Origin of the sequence: Actinoplanes hulinensis (assembly GCF_019429605.1) — a bacterium.
GTDB lineage: Bacteria > Actinomycetota > Actinomycetes > Mycobacteriales > Micromonosporaceae > Actinoplanes > Actinoplanes campanulatus.
Genome location: NZ_JAHXZI010000029.1, coordinates 76085 through 89995, shown reverse-complemented (window position 1 = coordinate 89995; position 13911 = coordinate 76085). Strand labels below are relative to the sequence as shown.

Below are 13911 nucleotides of genomic sequence, written 5' to 3'. Positions count from 1 at the left end.
ACCGGCGTCGCGTAGTCTGCCGGTGGGCCGTGACTGGCGCTGAGGTGGGGCACCACCGGGAAGCGGCCCGCCGACACGGCCGTGCCGCGCGCCTGGGCGATCCGTCCCACCCACGCGGAGTGAGCCTTGCCCGACCAGCGCAGAATCCTCGGCTACGCCCCACCGTCCGCGGTCAACGCCGGACTGCTCGCCGTCCTGATCGGCTTCACCAGCTCGGCGGCGATCGTGTTCAGCGCCGCCCGCGCGGCCGGCGCCGACGACGCGGAACTCGCCTCCTGGATGCTGGCGCTCGCCGTCGGCATGGGCGTCACCTGCATCGGCCTGTCGCTGCGGTTCCGGGCGCCGATCGTCACCGCCTGGTCCACGCCGGGCGCCGCGCTGCTGGTCACCGGCCTTGAAGGCGCCACCATGCGGGAGGCGATCGGCGCGTTCGTGGTGTCCGCCGCGCTGATCACGCTGATCGGCGTGACCGGCTGGTTCGGCCGGATGATGGACCGGGTGCCGACGTCGCTGACGTCCGCGCTGCTCGCCGGTGTCCTGATCCAGTTCGGCATCGGCCTGTTCGCCTCCGCCAACCAGGACCTCCCACTGATCGCCGCCATGTTCGGCACCTACCTGGTGGCCCGGCGGTTCCTTCCCCGGTACGCGGTGCTCACCGCGCTGGCCGCCGGGATCGCGGTGGCCGCGGCGACCGGCTCGTTCCGGCCCGGCGAGGTGCGTTTCGGCTGGGCGTCGCCGGTGTTCACGATGCCGTCGTTCACCTGGCAGGCCGTCATCGGGGTGGCGCTGCCGCTGTTCGTGGTCACCATGGCGTCGCAGAACCTGCCCGGCGTCGCCGTGCTGCGCAACGACGGCTACCAGGTGCCGGTGTCGCCGCTGATCACCTGGACCGGGGCGGTGAACCTGGTGCTCGCCCCGTTCGGCGCGTTCGGCCTCAACCTGGCCGCGATCACCGCGGCGATCTGCACCGGCCCGCACGCCCATCCCGACCCCAGGCGCCGGTATCTCGCCTCGGTGTGGGCGGGCGTGTTCTACCTCTGCGTGGCCGCGCTCGGGGCGACCATCACCTCACTGCTGGCCGCGCTGCCCGCGGTCCTCGTGCTCGGGATCGCCGGGATCGGCCTGCTCGGGACGATCGGCAGCTCGCTGACCACAGGCCTGCGCGACGACCGATGGCGCGAGGCCGCCGTGGTGACGCTTCTCGCCACCGCCTCCGGCATCGAGCTGCTCGGCGTCGGGTCCGCGTTCTGGGGACTGATCGCCGGCCTGCTCACCGCGGCGGCCACCGGAGCGTTCCGCCGCGAGGCGAAGGTGACCGTCTGAGCCGATCGTCAGCCCGGTGTGGTGGTCACGGGTCGTCGCGCCAGGCGTCGCGCAGGTCGCGGCGGGTGTCGGCCCACCATTGGCGTAGCCCGGCTCGCCACTCGCGGAGCTGGCGGACGATGTCGCGAAGCGCGTGCAGGTGGCCCGGATCGTCGAGATGGGCCCCGATCGCGGCGGTCAGACCCAGGAGCAACTGCAGGGGTACGAGGACGACCGCGATCACTGTCAGAAGGGTCGTCGAGGTTACGGCGTACCCGATGAGGAGCCCGATCTGCGTGACCGCGGTGACCATGCGGAGGTGGAGCGAACGGCGCAGCAACGGCGGTGTGAACCGAAGGCTGCGCCAGGGAAGAGCACCCGCCGGCAGCAGCAGGCGAAGGCTGAAACCGGCCGCGAACAGCACGAACACGGCTGCCATCGCGCGGCTGGGCGGCAGCATCGGCGGGAACCGGACGGCGATCAGGGCGGCCGCACAGGTCAGCACCACGGCCACGGTGAGCCAGCGGCGCAGGCCGGACAGCAGCCGGCGGATCGGCCACGTCATCGACAGCACGTTGGGGCGGCCGGGGTTGTCCCGGGCGACGTCACGCAGAGTGCGCAGAGAGCGGCGGACGCGGAGGCGTTCGGCGTCGAGCATCGCCAGCAGCCAGCGGCCGTACTCGCTGTCCGGATCGATACGCAGGGCGGTGCGGGCCGCCTCCTCGGCCTCGTCACGGCGACCGGCGTCGCGGGCCACGTCGGCCACGGTGAGCAGGGCCTCGACCGAGCGGGGCGCCAGGGCCAGCCCGCGCGCGGCGGCGGCCCGGGCCTCGGCGAAGTGGCGGTCGGCGGCCAGGGCACGGGCCAGGACGAGATGGCCGGACGGCCGGTTCGGGGCCAGGCGGGCGGCCTGCTCGGCGGCGGCACGTGCGTCGCCGTCGCGTAGCAGGGCGAGAAGGGTTTCGGCGTGTTCGACGTGCGCTTCCGGGCGGCCGGGTTCGGCAGCGAGTGCGGCCTCGGCGGCCGCCAGCGCTCCCGGCAGGTCACGCCGGCGGCGCAGCGCGAAGGAGAGCAGGGTGAGAAGGGCGGCGTCGTCCGGTGTTTCGGCCAGCGCCGCCCGCAGCGTCTCGACGGCCTGGGCGTCGCGGCCGACGTCGAGCAGGGCGCTCGCCCGCTGATACGACGCCACTCCACTCACGGCTGGCGATTATGCCCGCCTCGCCCAGGCCAGGCGGCGCAGGACCAGAAGGCCGCCGATGCCCGGGAACAGCAGGAACTTCGTCATCGGGTGACCGGCTGGGAAGCGGTGGGGGCGGGGCGCCAGACGGTGCCTCGGCGTTCGTGGTGGAAGAGGCGTTCGACGGCGTGGGCGGACGGGGCGCCCAGGGTTCGTTCGAGCAGGTAGAGACCCAGGTCCAGGCCGGAGGTGACGCTCGAGGCGGTGATCAGGTCACCGTCCTCGACGATGCGGGCGTCGATCGCCACGGCGCCGGCCGCGGTGAGGGCGTCCAGACCGAACTGGTGGGTGGTGGCGGGACGGCCGGTGATCAGCCCGGCCATGGCCAGCAACAGCGAACCGCCGCAGACCGTGGCCGTGATCGCGCCCGGCCGGTTCAGGACGACCGCGAGCATCCCGGGCAGCGGGGTCTCCAGCGCGCGGGCCAGCACCGCCGGGATCTCGTCCAGAGCCGCGGCGGCCGCGCCGGGGACGACGATCAGGTCCGCCTGTTCAGGGGCCAGACGGGCGGTGGCGTGCAACGTCAGGGAGCCGATCCCGCTGGGGACGGCACGCGGCCCCTCGGCGGATACCAGCTCGACCCGCGGGATCCCGCCGGCCACCAGAGTCTCGTACGGCGCGATGACGTCCAACGGGTCGAAACCGTCGAACAACACGATCTGTGCAAGCAACGTGAATCAGTCCTTCTCATGGGGAACGAGATGACCCTAGGAAGCGGTCGTCCCACCGAGAAGTGGCTGGACTGCCAGGTATCAACGGGTTCTCGCCAGTGACGAGTTATCCACAGGCGCGCTGGTCCGCGGCTTGGTGGGTGCCCGCCCGGGCAGTACCTTCGCGCCATGCTCACCGTGGCCGTGCTCGCCCTGGACGGCGTCATCCCCTTCGACCTGTCCACCCCGATCGAGGTGTTCAACCGGACCCGCCTGCCGGACGGCCGGGCCGCCTACCGGGTCCGCGTCTGCGGGCTCGGCGGACCCGTCGACTCCGGCGCTTTCCATCTGACGCCACCATGGGGGCTGGACGCCCTGGCCGACGCGGACACGATCATCATTCCGGGCTGCGCCGATCCGGCCGCCCCGGTCCCACCGCGGGTGCTCGGCGCCCTGCGCTCGGCCGCGGCCGGCGGCACCAGGATCGCGTCGATCTGCGCGGGCGCGTTCGTTCTCGCCGCCACCGGGCTGCTCGACGGGCAGCGTGCGACCACACACTGGCTGGTCACGAAGCGGCTCGCGGAGGCGTACCCGGAAGTGGAAGTCGATCCTGACGTTCTCTATGTCGACAACGGGCAGTTCCTCACCTCGGCCGGAGCGGCGGCCGGGCTCGATCTGTGCCTGCATCTGATCCGGCGCGATCACGGGTCGGCGGTCGCGGCCGACGCCGCCCGGCTCTCGGTCATGCCGTTGGAGCGGGAGGGTGGCCAGGCGCAGTTCATCGTTCATGATCAGCCACCGACTCCTCGCGGGTCCGAGCTGGAGCCGGTGCTGAAATGGATGCAGGACAACGCGGACCGGGCCCTGTCGCTCGACGACATCGCCGAGCAGGCGGGGATGAGTTGCCGCACACTGAACCGCCGGTTCCGGGAGCAGACCGGGACCACGCCGCTGCAATGGCTGCTGCGTGCCCGGATCCGTCAGGCGCAGTACCTGCTGGAGGCCACCGACCACTCCATCGAGCGGATCGCCGGCCAGGCCGGATTCGGGTCGTCGACGGCCTTCCGCGACCGGTTCAAGAAGGTCGTCGGCACCAGCCCGCACGCGTATCGGGCGGCCTTTCAGACTCCGGAAGCCCGGTGGGGGATGCTCGATGATCGCGTCACCACTTCGAGGTGACGTGTCAACCGGTCCGGTGACCCTGTGGGGCCCGGCCCGGATCTTCCTTGAGCGCTGCGTCCACCGTAGCGCGTGATCGATGTGATGATCACGGCGAGTACCGGTGATGCGTGTATCGGCAGTGCATCCCAGGTGGGCGGACCGCGTCGTACGGTCGTGTCGTGGACAACCGAGCCGAGGTACGCGACTTCCTCACCTCCCGACGCGCCAAGATCACTCCGGAGCGGGCCGGGCTCCCCGCCGCCGGGCAGCGCCGGGTTCCCGGTCTGCGCCGCAGCGAGGTCGCCGCACTGGCCGGGATGAGTGTCGAGTACTACGCGAAGCTGGAACGCGGCACGCTGGCCGGGGTGTCCGCCGGGGTGCTGGAGGCGATCTCCCGGGCTCTGCAACTTGACGAGGCCGAGCGGGCCCACCTGCTGCGGCTCGCCCACGAGGCGGACGGCAGCAGCGCGGTGCTGCGACCCCGGCGCCGGCCGAAGCAGTGGACGGTCCGGCCCAGTCTGCAATGGTCGCTCGACTCGATGAGCGCGCCGGCGGTCCTGTCCAACATGCGGGGCGATCTGCTCGCCGCGAACCTGCTGGGCCGCGCCATGTACAGCGACGCGTTCGCGGGCGGCCACCCGAATTTCGCCAGGTTCACCTTCCTGGACTCGGCGGCCCACCGGTTCTTCCCCGACTGGGACGGTGCGGCCGACATCACGGTGGCGAACCTGCGGACCGCGGCCGGCAAGGACCCGCACGACAAGGGCCTGCACGACCTGGTCGGCGAGCTGTCCACCCGCAGCGACGACTTCCGCCGCCGGTGGGCGGCGCACAACGTGCGGATCCACGGCACCGGGGTCAAGCACTTCCGGCACCACGTCGTCGGGGACCTGATCCTGAACTACGAGACCATGGACCTGCGGGCCGAACCCGACCTCACGCTGACGATCTACACTGCCGAGCCGCAGTCGTCGACCGATCACGCGCTCGCCCTGCTCGCCTCCTGGGCCGTCACGGCCCAGGAGATCGGATGACTTCGTCAAGGAGAGAGAACCGTGCAGAAACGCACCCTCGGCCAGGGCCTCGAGGTGTCCGCGCTGGGCTTCGGCGCCATGGGGATGAGCCACGGGTACGGACCCGGCCCCGACCGGGACGCCAACATCGCCCTGCTGCGGGCCGCCGTCGAGCGGGGCGTCACGCTGTTCGACACCGCCGAGGTGTACGGACCGTACGTCAACGAGGAACTCGTCGGCGAAGCCCTCGCACCGGTCCGCGACCAGGTCGTCATCGCCACCAAGTTCGGTTTCGCCATCGACGGCCAGGGCGGCCGCGACGTGGACAGCCGGCCCGAGCACATCCGGCAGGTGGCCGACGCGTCGCTCAAGCGGCTGCGCACCGACCGGATCGACCTGTTCTACCAGCACCGCGTCGACCCGGACGTGCCGATCGAGGACGTCGCCGGGACGGTCAAGGAGCTGATCGAGGCCGGCAAGGTGGGCCATTTCGGCATGTCCGAGGCGGCCGCCGCCACGGTCCGGCGGGCGCACGCCGTCCAGCCGGTCACCGCGGTGCAGAACGAGTACTCGCTGTGGTGGCGTGGCCCAGAGACGGAGCTCATCCCCACCTGTGCCGAGCTCGGCATCGGCCTGGTCCCGTTCAGCCCGCTCGGCCGGGGCTTCCTCACTGGCAAGATGGATGCGGACACCAGGTTCGCGCCCGGCGACATGCGTGCCGGCCTGCCTCGTTTCGACGCCGAGGCGCGGCGTGCCAACCGGGCGCTGGTCGACCTGCTGACCTCGGTCGCCGCCCGCAAGGGCGCCACGGTCGCCCAGATCGCGCTGGCCTGGCTGCTCGCCCGGCAGCCGTGGATCGTGCCGATTCCCGGCACCCGCCGCCTGGAACGCCTCGACGAGAACCTGGGCGCCGCCGAGGTCGACCTGACCGCGGCCGACGTCGGGGAGATCGAGACCGCGGCCGCCGCCATCGAGGTGCACGGCGCCCGCTACCCCGAGCACATGGAGCGCATGACCAATCGTTAGAGGTGGTCGAGGTCGTTGTTTCGCCGCCGGCATTTTCCGGTACGCGCGACCACGTCCCCGCCTCATCAGGGCCGTCCCGTCCGGTCGCCGCGATCTCACTGCCCGCTCCGGCCTGTGCCGCGCCCGCCGGGCTGAGATCGGTGGCCGGGCGGACCGTCACTCCCTCCGGTGCCGCCGGTCGCGTTCCACGAGGGTGGGTGAGCGCACACGATGGCGGCATCGTGTGCGCCTACATCGCATTCAGCCGTGGTGGCCGCGCACGTGATGTCATTCGTGCGAGCCCACCTACGGGACGAGGCCACGCGTACCGGGAAGGGAGCGGAACCGTTACCTCCGAGGTAATCGTGTGTCCGGCACAGCGTCGTTAGCGTCCCTTTCAACGACATTCGTCAACGTGAAAGGGAGGACCAATGCGAGTCTCCGAGCAGATTCCGGCCACGGCCACGGCGACCAGCGATGCGTTGCTGCGGTTCGTGCTGAAAGCGGATGCCGTGGTCACCGGCGTCAACGGCATCGCCTACCTGGTGCTGGCCGGTGTGCTGACCGACGTTCTCGGCTATCCGGTCTCCGTGCAGCGCTGGGTCGGTGCGTTCCTGACGGTGTTCGCCATCGGGGTCGGAGTGATCGCGACCCGCCCGGTGGTCAGCCGCGCCGCGGTCCGGGTGTTGATCGCGGTCAACGTCGTCTGGGTACTGCTCAGTGTCGTCGTGCTCGGCACCGGCGCGGTGGAGGCGACCACGCTGGGCCAGGTGTGGATGGCGGCACAGGCAGCGGTCGTCGCCGCCTTCGCCGCCATCCAGGCGTACGCCCTGAAGCCCCGGTGAGACGTCAGCCCAGGGCGTTCAGGAACGGCTCGTGGCTGTTCTTGAACTCCCAGCTGTAGAACCGGTCCCAGTTGATCGACCAGGTCATCAGGCCGCGGAAGTTCGGGTTGAGCCCGCTGCGCGGCGTGTAACCACCGCAGTTGGCGCCCTTGACCAGGCAGTTGACGGCCTGCTGAACGCCGGCCGGTGCGACGTAGCCGTTGCCCGCGCTGACCGAGCTGGGCGCGCCGAACGCGATCTGGTCCTCGCGCAGCGCCGGGAACATGTTCGCGGTGTTGCCGGCCACCGGGAACCCGGCCAGCATCATGTCGGTCATGGCGATGTGGAAGTCGGCGCCGCCCATCGAGTGGTACTGGTTGTCCAGGCCCATGATCGAGCCGGAGTTGTAGTCCTGGACGTGCAGGACCGTGAGGTCGTTGCGGAGCGCGTAGATGACCGGAAGGTAGGAGCCGGCCCGCGGGTCCTGGCCGCCCCACGGTCCGGAGCCGTAGTACTGGTAGCCGAGCTGGACGAAGAACGTCTCGGGCGCCATCGTGAGGACGAAGCCCGCTCCGTACCGTGTCTTGAGGGTTTTGATCGCGCTGATCAGATTGACGATGACCGGCGTGGTGGGGTTCTTGAAGTCGGTGTCGCCGGTGTTGAGCGAGAGCGAGTGGCCCTCGAAGTCGATGTCGACGCCGTCCAGCCCGTATCTGTCGATGATCGCGCTGACCGAGCTGACGAACCTGTCGCGGGCCGCCGTGGTGGTGAGCTGGACCTGGCCGTTGGCGCCGCCGATGGAGAGCAGCACCTTCTTGCCGGCCGCCCGCTTCGCCTTGATCGCGGCGATGAACTCGGCCTCGGTCTCGACGCCCGGGCACTCGGTGGCGGGGCAGAGGGTGAACCGGATGTCGCCGGAGGTGGCGCTGGTCGGCTCGCCGAAGGACAGGTTGATGATGTCCCACTCGGCCGGCACGTCGGCCATCCGCAGGTAGCCGGCGCCGTTGGCGAAGCTGGCGTGCAGGTAGCCGATGAGGGCGTGCTTGGGCAGCCCGCCGACGGGGATGGGGGTGCTCGGCGAGGTGGAGGGGGACGGCGACGTCGACGGCGACGGTGACGCCGAGGGGGACGGGGATGTCGTGGGGGAGGACGACGGGGACGGGTTCACCACACCGCCGCAGGCGCCGTTGTTGATCCAGACGTCCCACTGGCCGCTCTTGACGGCCGGATCCTCGCCCTGGGTCCACCACTTGGCGGTGTAGTTGTTGCCGCCCTTGGACGCGACGTTGTCCTTGACGTAGACGGCGGAGGCGCTCCAGGCGGGCGCGCACGCGGCGGCGGCGCTGGCGGTGGAGGCCACATATACGGCAGAGCACGCGGCGGCCACGACAGCCGCCACGGAGAGAACCACGGATCGACGCATGCGCAATTATTAAGACTGTTTACTGAAGAAGTAAAGAGTCAGTCTGGTTCCGGGACGGTGGCCAGGAATTCGTCGAGCCGGTGGCGGCGGCGGGCGCGCTCGGCGGACAGATGGCCGCGGGCGAACGACTCCGGCAGGTAGCGCAGCCGCGAGCGGCCGGCCGGGGTGCGGAACTCGCCGTCCGGTATCGCGCCCGCTCCCGGCGGCAGCAGGGCCAGCAACTCGTCGTAGACGGCGACCGACGTGGCCAGCGCGGCCAGCATCGCCTCCCAACTGTCGTCGTCCCAGTCGCCGGCGGCCGCGTGCTCGAGCTGGTTCGCCCGCTCCGCGTTCATCTCGCCGATCATCCACAGCTGACCGGCGTCGAGCAGGGCGGACGGCCCGTCGCCGGGCATGCTCAGCCCGTACCCCAGAGGGTCCGGGTCGGGGTCGTCGCGCGGCACCGTGAAGACGAACGCGCGCTCGCGCCGGCAGGCCAGGCAGACGCCGTGGTAGCGCAGCGTGAGCCGGGCTGGGTCGCCGCCGCGCTCCTGCACCTGCCGGTGGAACTCGGCCGTGCCGCACTCGCACCGGTGCAGGTCCATGAACATCAGAGCCTCGGTGACGCCGCGGGCCGGCAGCGGGTGGAGCTCCGGGCCGGGATCCTCCGGGCCGGACGCCGCCAGGTAGTCGTCGCGGGCGGCGAGCAACCACGGCCACCGGAACCGGTCGGGCTCGACGGCGAGCATCTCCTGTCCGTGCCGGCTGCGGATCTCCTCCTCCGGGACGGCGTCGGCGCCGGGCGGCACGAACAGCATCGCCTCCTCGACCGAGGAGGCGGCCAGTTTCATGTTCATCGCGTGGGCCTGCTGGTCGCCGGCCGCGTAGACCGTCGCCATGACCAGCCACTGACCGGGATCGACCAGGTGCGACGGCTCGCCGCGCAGGGACATCTGCCAGCGGGCGGTGCCCAGCGTGCCGGGGCGGACGGTGAACCGGAACCGGAAGCGGTGCCAGACCCGGCGGACGCAGCGGGCCTTGACGGTCAGCACCTCGTGGTCGCCCGCCGGCAGGCTGCGCTCGCCGAAGGACAGCAGCTTGCCGCCGCAGCGGCACTCCTGGAAGTCCAGGAACATGCTGGCGTCGGAGCCGGACCGGGCCAGCGGCGGATTCATCGGGGCGGTGCGGTCCACCGGCGGCGGTCCGAACACCGCCACGAACTCGGCGAGATCCAGGCGGCGCCGCGCCAGCTCACGATCAATGCGGGGTACGCCGAAGTCCGCCGCCCGCTGTCGGAGGGCCTGGAGGCCGTCGGCCGTCCAGAGATGGCGCACCGGCACCTGCCCGGTCCCGGCGGGCACGAGCCGGGCCACCTCGGCCGCACAGTCGACGGCGCACTCCAGCAGGTGGCGGGCCCGCTCGTGCTCGGCGGCGGTGGGCCGGCGCTCACCGAACACCCGCAGCATCTCGGCGGCCCGGCCGGCGCACCGGCGGGAGTGCTCCTGCCACTGGGCGGCGTCGAGCAGCCCGTCCGAGGCGGGGTCGACCAGGACCGTGCGCTCGCCCCGCCGGACCTCGGTCCGGTCGGTCGTGATCCGAACCTCGCCGTCCGGATCGCCGGTGAGGTAGAGGATCGCTTCGGTGACCGACCGGGCGACCGGCTCGAACTCGGCGCCGGGCAGCCCGCCGCTCATCCAGCTCAGGTCCTGGTGGGTGAGGCCGGACTCGGCGAGCAACTCGGCGACCACCTCGCGCGGGGGCCGGGCCGTGTAGTGCACGACCTCGACCCCCGGCTCGGCGTCGTATTGCAGGCGACCGAAACCGATCAGGTCGCCGCCGGCCAGCCGGATGAGGGCGAGTGCCGCCGGGCCGAGATCGTCGTCGACGGTTTCGAACCGGAGCCCGAACCTGGTCTCCACCGTGGCCCGGTCGAGGCGCAGGCGGGCCAGGTAGGAACTCGGGCCTCTCCGGACCCCGACAGCGACGGCTTCCACCCCGGCGGCACCTCCACATCGGCGCCCGTCAGTCTACGAGGCCGCGCAGCTCACCGGGGACGGTACGGCGTTGGTCGCCCCGCTGGAGGCGGTGAACCCGAAGCTGGTCGTGGCGCCCGCGGCGAGCGTGCCGTTGTACGGCGCGTTGCGGGCGGTGACCGTCTCCCCGGAGGTGGTGACCGTGGTGTTCCAGGTGTTGGTGAAGCGCTGCCCGTTGGGCCAGGTCCAGGTCACGGTCCAGCCGGTGATGGCGCTGTTGCCGGCCTTGACGGTGACCGTGCCCTGGAAGCCGCCGCCCCACTGGTTGCTGATCGCGTAGGTGGCGGTGCAGCCGCCGGACGGCGGCGGGGTGCTGGTGCTCGGCGACGGCGACGGCGAGGCCGACGACGAGCTGACCGACGGCGACGGCGACACCCCGCCGAACACCGTGGCCTCCTTCGCGGTGGCCTTGATCCCGTTGGCGCCGTTGAAGATCCGCTGGCCCCAGCTGGTCAGCTGCGCCGGGTTGAAGCTGGTGACCATGTCCAGGTACTCGACGCCGCCGCCGTTGCCGGACCAGGACCAGCCGAGGTAGCCGATGCCCCGCTGCTGGGCGGTGGCGAGGATGGTGTCCTCGTCGGGGTTGCCGTCGGAGTGGTCGTGCCCGAACTCGCCGACCACGATCGGCAGGTTGGCCGACTGGAACCGGCCCAGGTAGTCGTTGATCTCGGCGGCGGTGTCGAAGACGCCGTACATGTGGATCGAGAAGACGGTGTTGCGCTGCGGGTCGGCGGCGAACACCGAGGCGGCGTTGTCACGCATGATGAACTGCCAATCCTGTCCCCAGTTCGGCGCGTCCACCATGATCTGGTGCTGGAAGCCGGCGGCGCGCAGGCGGGTGATGGCCGACTTGGTGTCGGCGGTCCAGTTGGCGGACGCGGTGCCGTTGCCGTACGGCTCGTTGCCGATGTTGAGGATGACGAAGTTCTCCTGGCCGGTCAGGGCGCTCTTGATGGAGATCCAGTAGTCGACGGCCTGGGCCAGGGTGGCGGCGCCGGACTGTTCGCCGTAACCCGTCGTGTCGTGCACCTCGAGCACGCAGATCAGCCGGTTGGCCTTGCACTGGCTGATCACGGTGGTGACGTCCGAGGCGGGGTTGGCCGTCCAGCGCTGGCCGCTGGCCAGCACGACGCGGACCGTGTTGGCGCCGAGGGCCTTGATGTTCGCCAGTGAGGTGCTGGTCTGGCCCGCGTACCAGGTGTGCGCGTGATTGACGCCACGCATCAGGAACGTGTTGCCGTTGGCATCCAGGATGCGGGTGCCGGAGACGGTGAAACCGGCGGCGGCCTGGGCGGGCTGGGCCAGGGTCAGGACTGCCGCGGCGGTCGTCAGGACGGCTGCGAGGCCGCCCCACCATTTCGCTCTCATGGGGATCCTCCGGGGGACGGGGATGAGGAACGGGGGCTTGCGGGGGAGAATCTAAAAGGACTTAACTAAGTGGGTCAAGCCAGGATCTCAGTCGATCATGGTCGATGCAAGTCGGCCTTGACACCGCAAACTTAAGCCGCTTAATAATGATCAGCATCGAAGACGATCCCTGCTTCCCGGCCCGGGCAGCGGATGGTCCGCGCACCCCCACTCGCGGAGGAACTCGACGATGTCCATCCCCAGCACACGCCGGATCCTCGCCGCGGCCGCCGCGGCACTCCTGCTGGCCGGCTGCACCGGCAGCGACGGCGAGGAGAAGTCCGGCACCGCCGACAGCTCGATAACCGTGTTCAACGGCGCGAACGGCGCCATCGTGGAGAACTGGAACCCGTTCTCACCGACTCAGCTGCAACCCACCAACGGCACCATGTACGAGGCCCTGTTCTGGTACAACCTGGCCAACGACGCGCCGCCCCAGCCGATGCTCGCCACCGGTTACTCGTGGAACACCGACGGCACCGAGCTGACCGTCACCGCCCGCGAGGGTGTCAAGTGGTCCGACGGGCAGCCGTTCACCGCCAAGGACGTGGCCTTCACCTTCGACCTGATCAAGCGCACCAAGGCGATCAACGCCACCAACCTCGACATCACGAGTTCGGTGGCCAAGGACGACAAGACCGCGGTGATCACCTTCGGGGCCAAGTCGTTCACCGACGAGGCGGCCATCATCGGCCACACCCCGATGATCCCCGAACACATCTGGAGCAAGATCCCCGACCCCGAGAAGACGATCAACCAGAACCCGGTCGGCACCGGCCCGTTCAAGCTCAAGTCCTTCTCGGCGCAGAGCTTCGTCATCGAGAAGAACCCGAACTACTGGCAGCCGGGCAAGCCGCAGATCCAGAACGTGCGTTACATCTCGCTGGCCACCGCCGACGCCGCGAGCGCCGCGCTGACCGCCGGCCAGGTCGACTGGATGAGCTCCTACCTGCCCGGCCTCGACCAGCTGCTGAAGAACCACAAGGACCTGTCGTATGTGAACACGCCCACCATGACGACGTCGATCTTCACCTGCTCGGGCACCGAGTACGGCTGCAAGGGCCCGCAGACCGACCCCGCCGTGCGGCAGGCCATCTACCACGCCATCAACCGCGAGCAGCTCAACAAGCTGGCCGGCGGCGGGTACGCGGCCACCGCCTCGCCCACCATGCTGCTGCCCGAGCGCGACCAGAAATGGATCGCCGATCCGTCCCAGCAGACCATCCCGGGCACCGCCGACGCCGCGAAGGCCAACCAGATCCTCGACGCGGCCGGCTGGGCCAAGGGCGCCGACGGCATCCGCGCCAAGGGCGGCGAGCGGCTGTCGATGACCATCCAGACGGTGAGCGGCTGGAGCGACTACATCTCGCTCAACGACACGATGGCCCAGCAGCTCAAGGAGGTCGGCATCGAGCTCAAGCCGACCCAGCTGTCCTGGAACGAGTGGAACAACAACCAGGTGCAGGGCCGCTACCAGCTCTCACTGGACTCCATCGGGCTGGGCGCCAACTCCAACCCGTACCACATCTACCAGCCGAAATACGCCAGCGGAACCACCGCCAAGGTCGGTGAGAGCGCCCGGACCAGCGGAAACTTCGCCCGCTACCACAACGACACGGTGGACAAGGCGATCGCGGTGGCGGCCGGCACCAACGACGAGGCCATCCAGAAGGAGCAGTACAAGGCCATTCAAACCGAGATCGTACGGGACCTGCCGTACATCCCGATCTATGTGAACTCGCTGCTCACCGAGTTCAACACGAGCCGTGCCACCGGCTGGCCCAGCAACGACAACAAGTACGCGCTGCCCGCCTCCTGGAAGATCTGGGACAACGGCATCGTCCTGGCAAACATCACGCCGGCGAAGTAGCCCGGCC

11 protein-coding genes and 1 riboswitch are annotated in these 13911 nt (G+C 70.4%); of the genes, 6 read left to right on the top strand and 5 right to left on the bottom strand.

The window, feature by feature from the left end:
• Positions 1-19: 19 nt before the first annotated feature.
• A riboswitch (ZMP/ZTP riboswitch) is annotated at positions 20-105 on the top strand.
• A 21-nt stretch (positions 106-126) separates the two neighbouring features.
• Positions 127-1323, top strand: coding sequence for a benzoate/H(+) symporter BenE family transporter (locus KZ829_RS38470; protein ID WP_246636965.1), 1197 nt, complete (start codon positions 127-129; stop codon positions 1321-1323).
• A 25-nt stretch (positions 1324-1348) separates the two neighbouring features.
• Here KZ829_RS38470 and KZ829_RS38465 read toward each other — a convergent pair whose 3' ends face one another.
• Entirely contained in the window at positions 1349-2500 is a 1152-nt protein-coding gene (locus KZ829_RS38465) for a tetratricopeptide repeat protein (protein ID WP_220148764.1), read from the bottom strand.
• Positions 2501-2583: 83 nt separating this feature from the next.
• Entirely contained in the window at positions 2584-3210 is a 627-nt protein-coding gene (locus KZ829_RS38460; RefSeq protein WP_246636964.1) for a DJ-1/PfpI family protein, read from the bottom strand.
• Positions 3211-3378: 168 nt separating this feature from the next.
• Here KZ829_RS38460 and KZ829_RS38455 point away from each other — a divergent pair, with 168 nt between their 5' ends.
• The 4 genes from KZ829_RS38455 to KZ829_RS38440 all read left to right on the top strand — a co-directional run bounded on the left by KZ829_RS38455 (position 3379) and on the right by KZ829_RS38440 (position 7213).
• On the top strand, positions 3379-4368 hold the full coding sequence (locus KZ829_RS38455; RefSeq protein WP_220148763.1) for a GlxA family transcriptional regulator: 990 nt from the start codon (positions 3379-3381) through the stop codon (positions 4366-4368).
• Between the two features lie 161 nt (positions 4369-4529).
• Positions 4530-5384, top strand: coding sequence for a helix-turn-helix transcriptional regulator (locus KZ829_RS38450; protein WP_220148762.1), 855 nt, complete (start codon positions 4530-4532; stop codon positions 5382-5384).
• A 21-nt stretch (positions 5385-5405) separates the two neighbouring features.
• Positions 5406-6389: an aldo/keto reductase gene (locus KZ829_RS38445; protein WP_220148761.1), complete on the top strand. Its 984-nt coding sequence runs from the start codon at positions 5406-5408 to the stop codon at positions 6387-6389.
• A 410-nt stretch (positions 6390-6799) separates the two neighbouring features.
• On the top strand, positions 6800-7213 hold the full coding sequence (locus KZ829_RS38440) for a hypothetical protein (RefSeq protein ID WP_220148760.1): 414 nt from the start codon (positions 6800-6802) through the stop codon (positions 7211-7213).
• A gap of 4 nt (positions 7214-7217) precedes the next feature.
• Here KZ829_RS38440 and KZ829_RS38435 read toward each other — a convergent pair whose 3' ends face one another.
• From KZ829_RS38435 to KZ829_RS38425, 3 genes are read right to left on the bottom strand one after another with little or no spacing between them, the layout of a single operon-like run.
• On the bottom strand, positions 7218-8615 hold the full coding sequence (locus tag KZ829_RS38435; protein WP_220148759.1) for a glycosyl hydrolase family 18 protein: 1398 nt from the start codon (positions 8613-8615) through the stop codon (positions 7218-7220).
• Between the two features lie 38 nt (positions 8616-8653).
• A complete protein-coding gene (locus tag KZ829_RS38430; RefSeq protein WP_220148758.1) occupies positions 8654-10588 on the bottom strand; it encodes a hypothetical protein in 1935 nt (644 codons plus the stop codon).
• Between the two features lie 33 nt (positions 10589-10621).
• Complete coding sequence (locus KZ829_RS38425; protein ID WP_220148757.1) at positions 10622-11995, bottom strand: cellulase family glycosylhydrolase; 1374 nt, start codon at positions 11993-11995, stop codon at positions 10622-10624.
• A 229-nt stretch (positions 11996-12224) separates the two neighbouring features.
• Here KZ829_RS38425 and KZ829_RS38420 point away from each other — a divergent pair, with 229 nt between their 5' ends.
• Entirely contained in the window at positions 12225-13904 is a 1680-nt protein-coding gene (locus KZ829_RS38420) for an ABC transporter substrate-binding protein (RefSeq protein WP_220148756.1), read from the top strand.
• Positions 13905-13911 lie beyond the last annotated feature (7 nt).

Bases quoted from the DNA above. Each gene is read 5' to 3' on its own strand.
- KZ829_RS38425 (WP_220148757.1), bottom strand. From the start codon at position 11,995: ATGAGAGCGAAATGGTGGGGCGGCCTCGCAGCCGTCCTGACGACCGCC.
- KZ829_RS38440 (WP_220148760.1), top strand. From the start codon at position 6,800: ATGCGAGTCTCCGAGCAGATTCCGGCCACGGCCACGGCGACCAGCGAT.
- KZ829_RS38435 (WP_220148759.1), bottom strand. From the start codon at position 8,615: ATGCGTCGATCCGTGGTTCTCTCCGTGGCGGCTGTCGTGGCCGCCGCG.
- KZ829_RS38420 (WP_220148756.1), top strand. From the start codon at position 12,225: ATGTCCATCCCCAGCACACGCCGGATCCTCGCCGCGGCCGCCGCGGCA.
- KZ829_RS38455 (WP_220148763.1), top strand. From the start codon at position 3,379: ATGCTCACCGTGGCCGTGCTCGCCCTGGACGGCGTCATCCCCTTCGAC.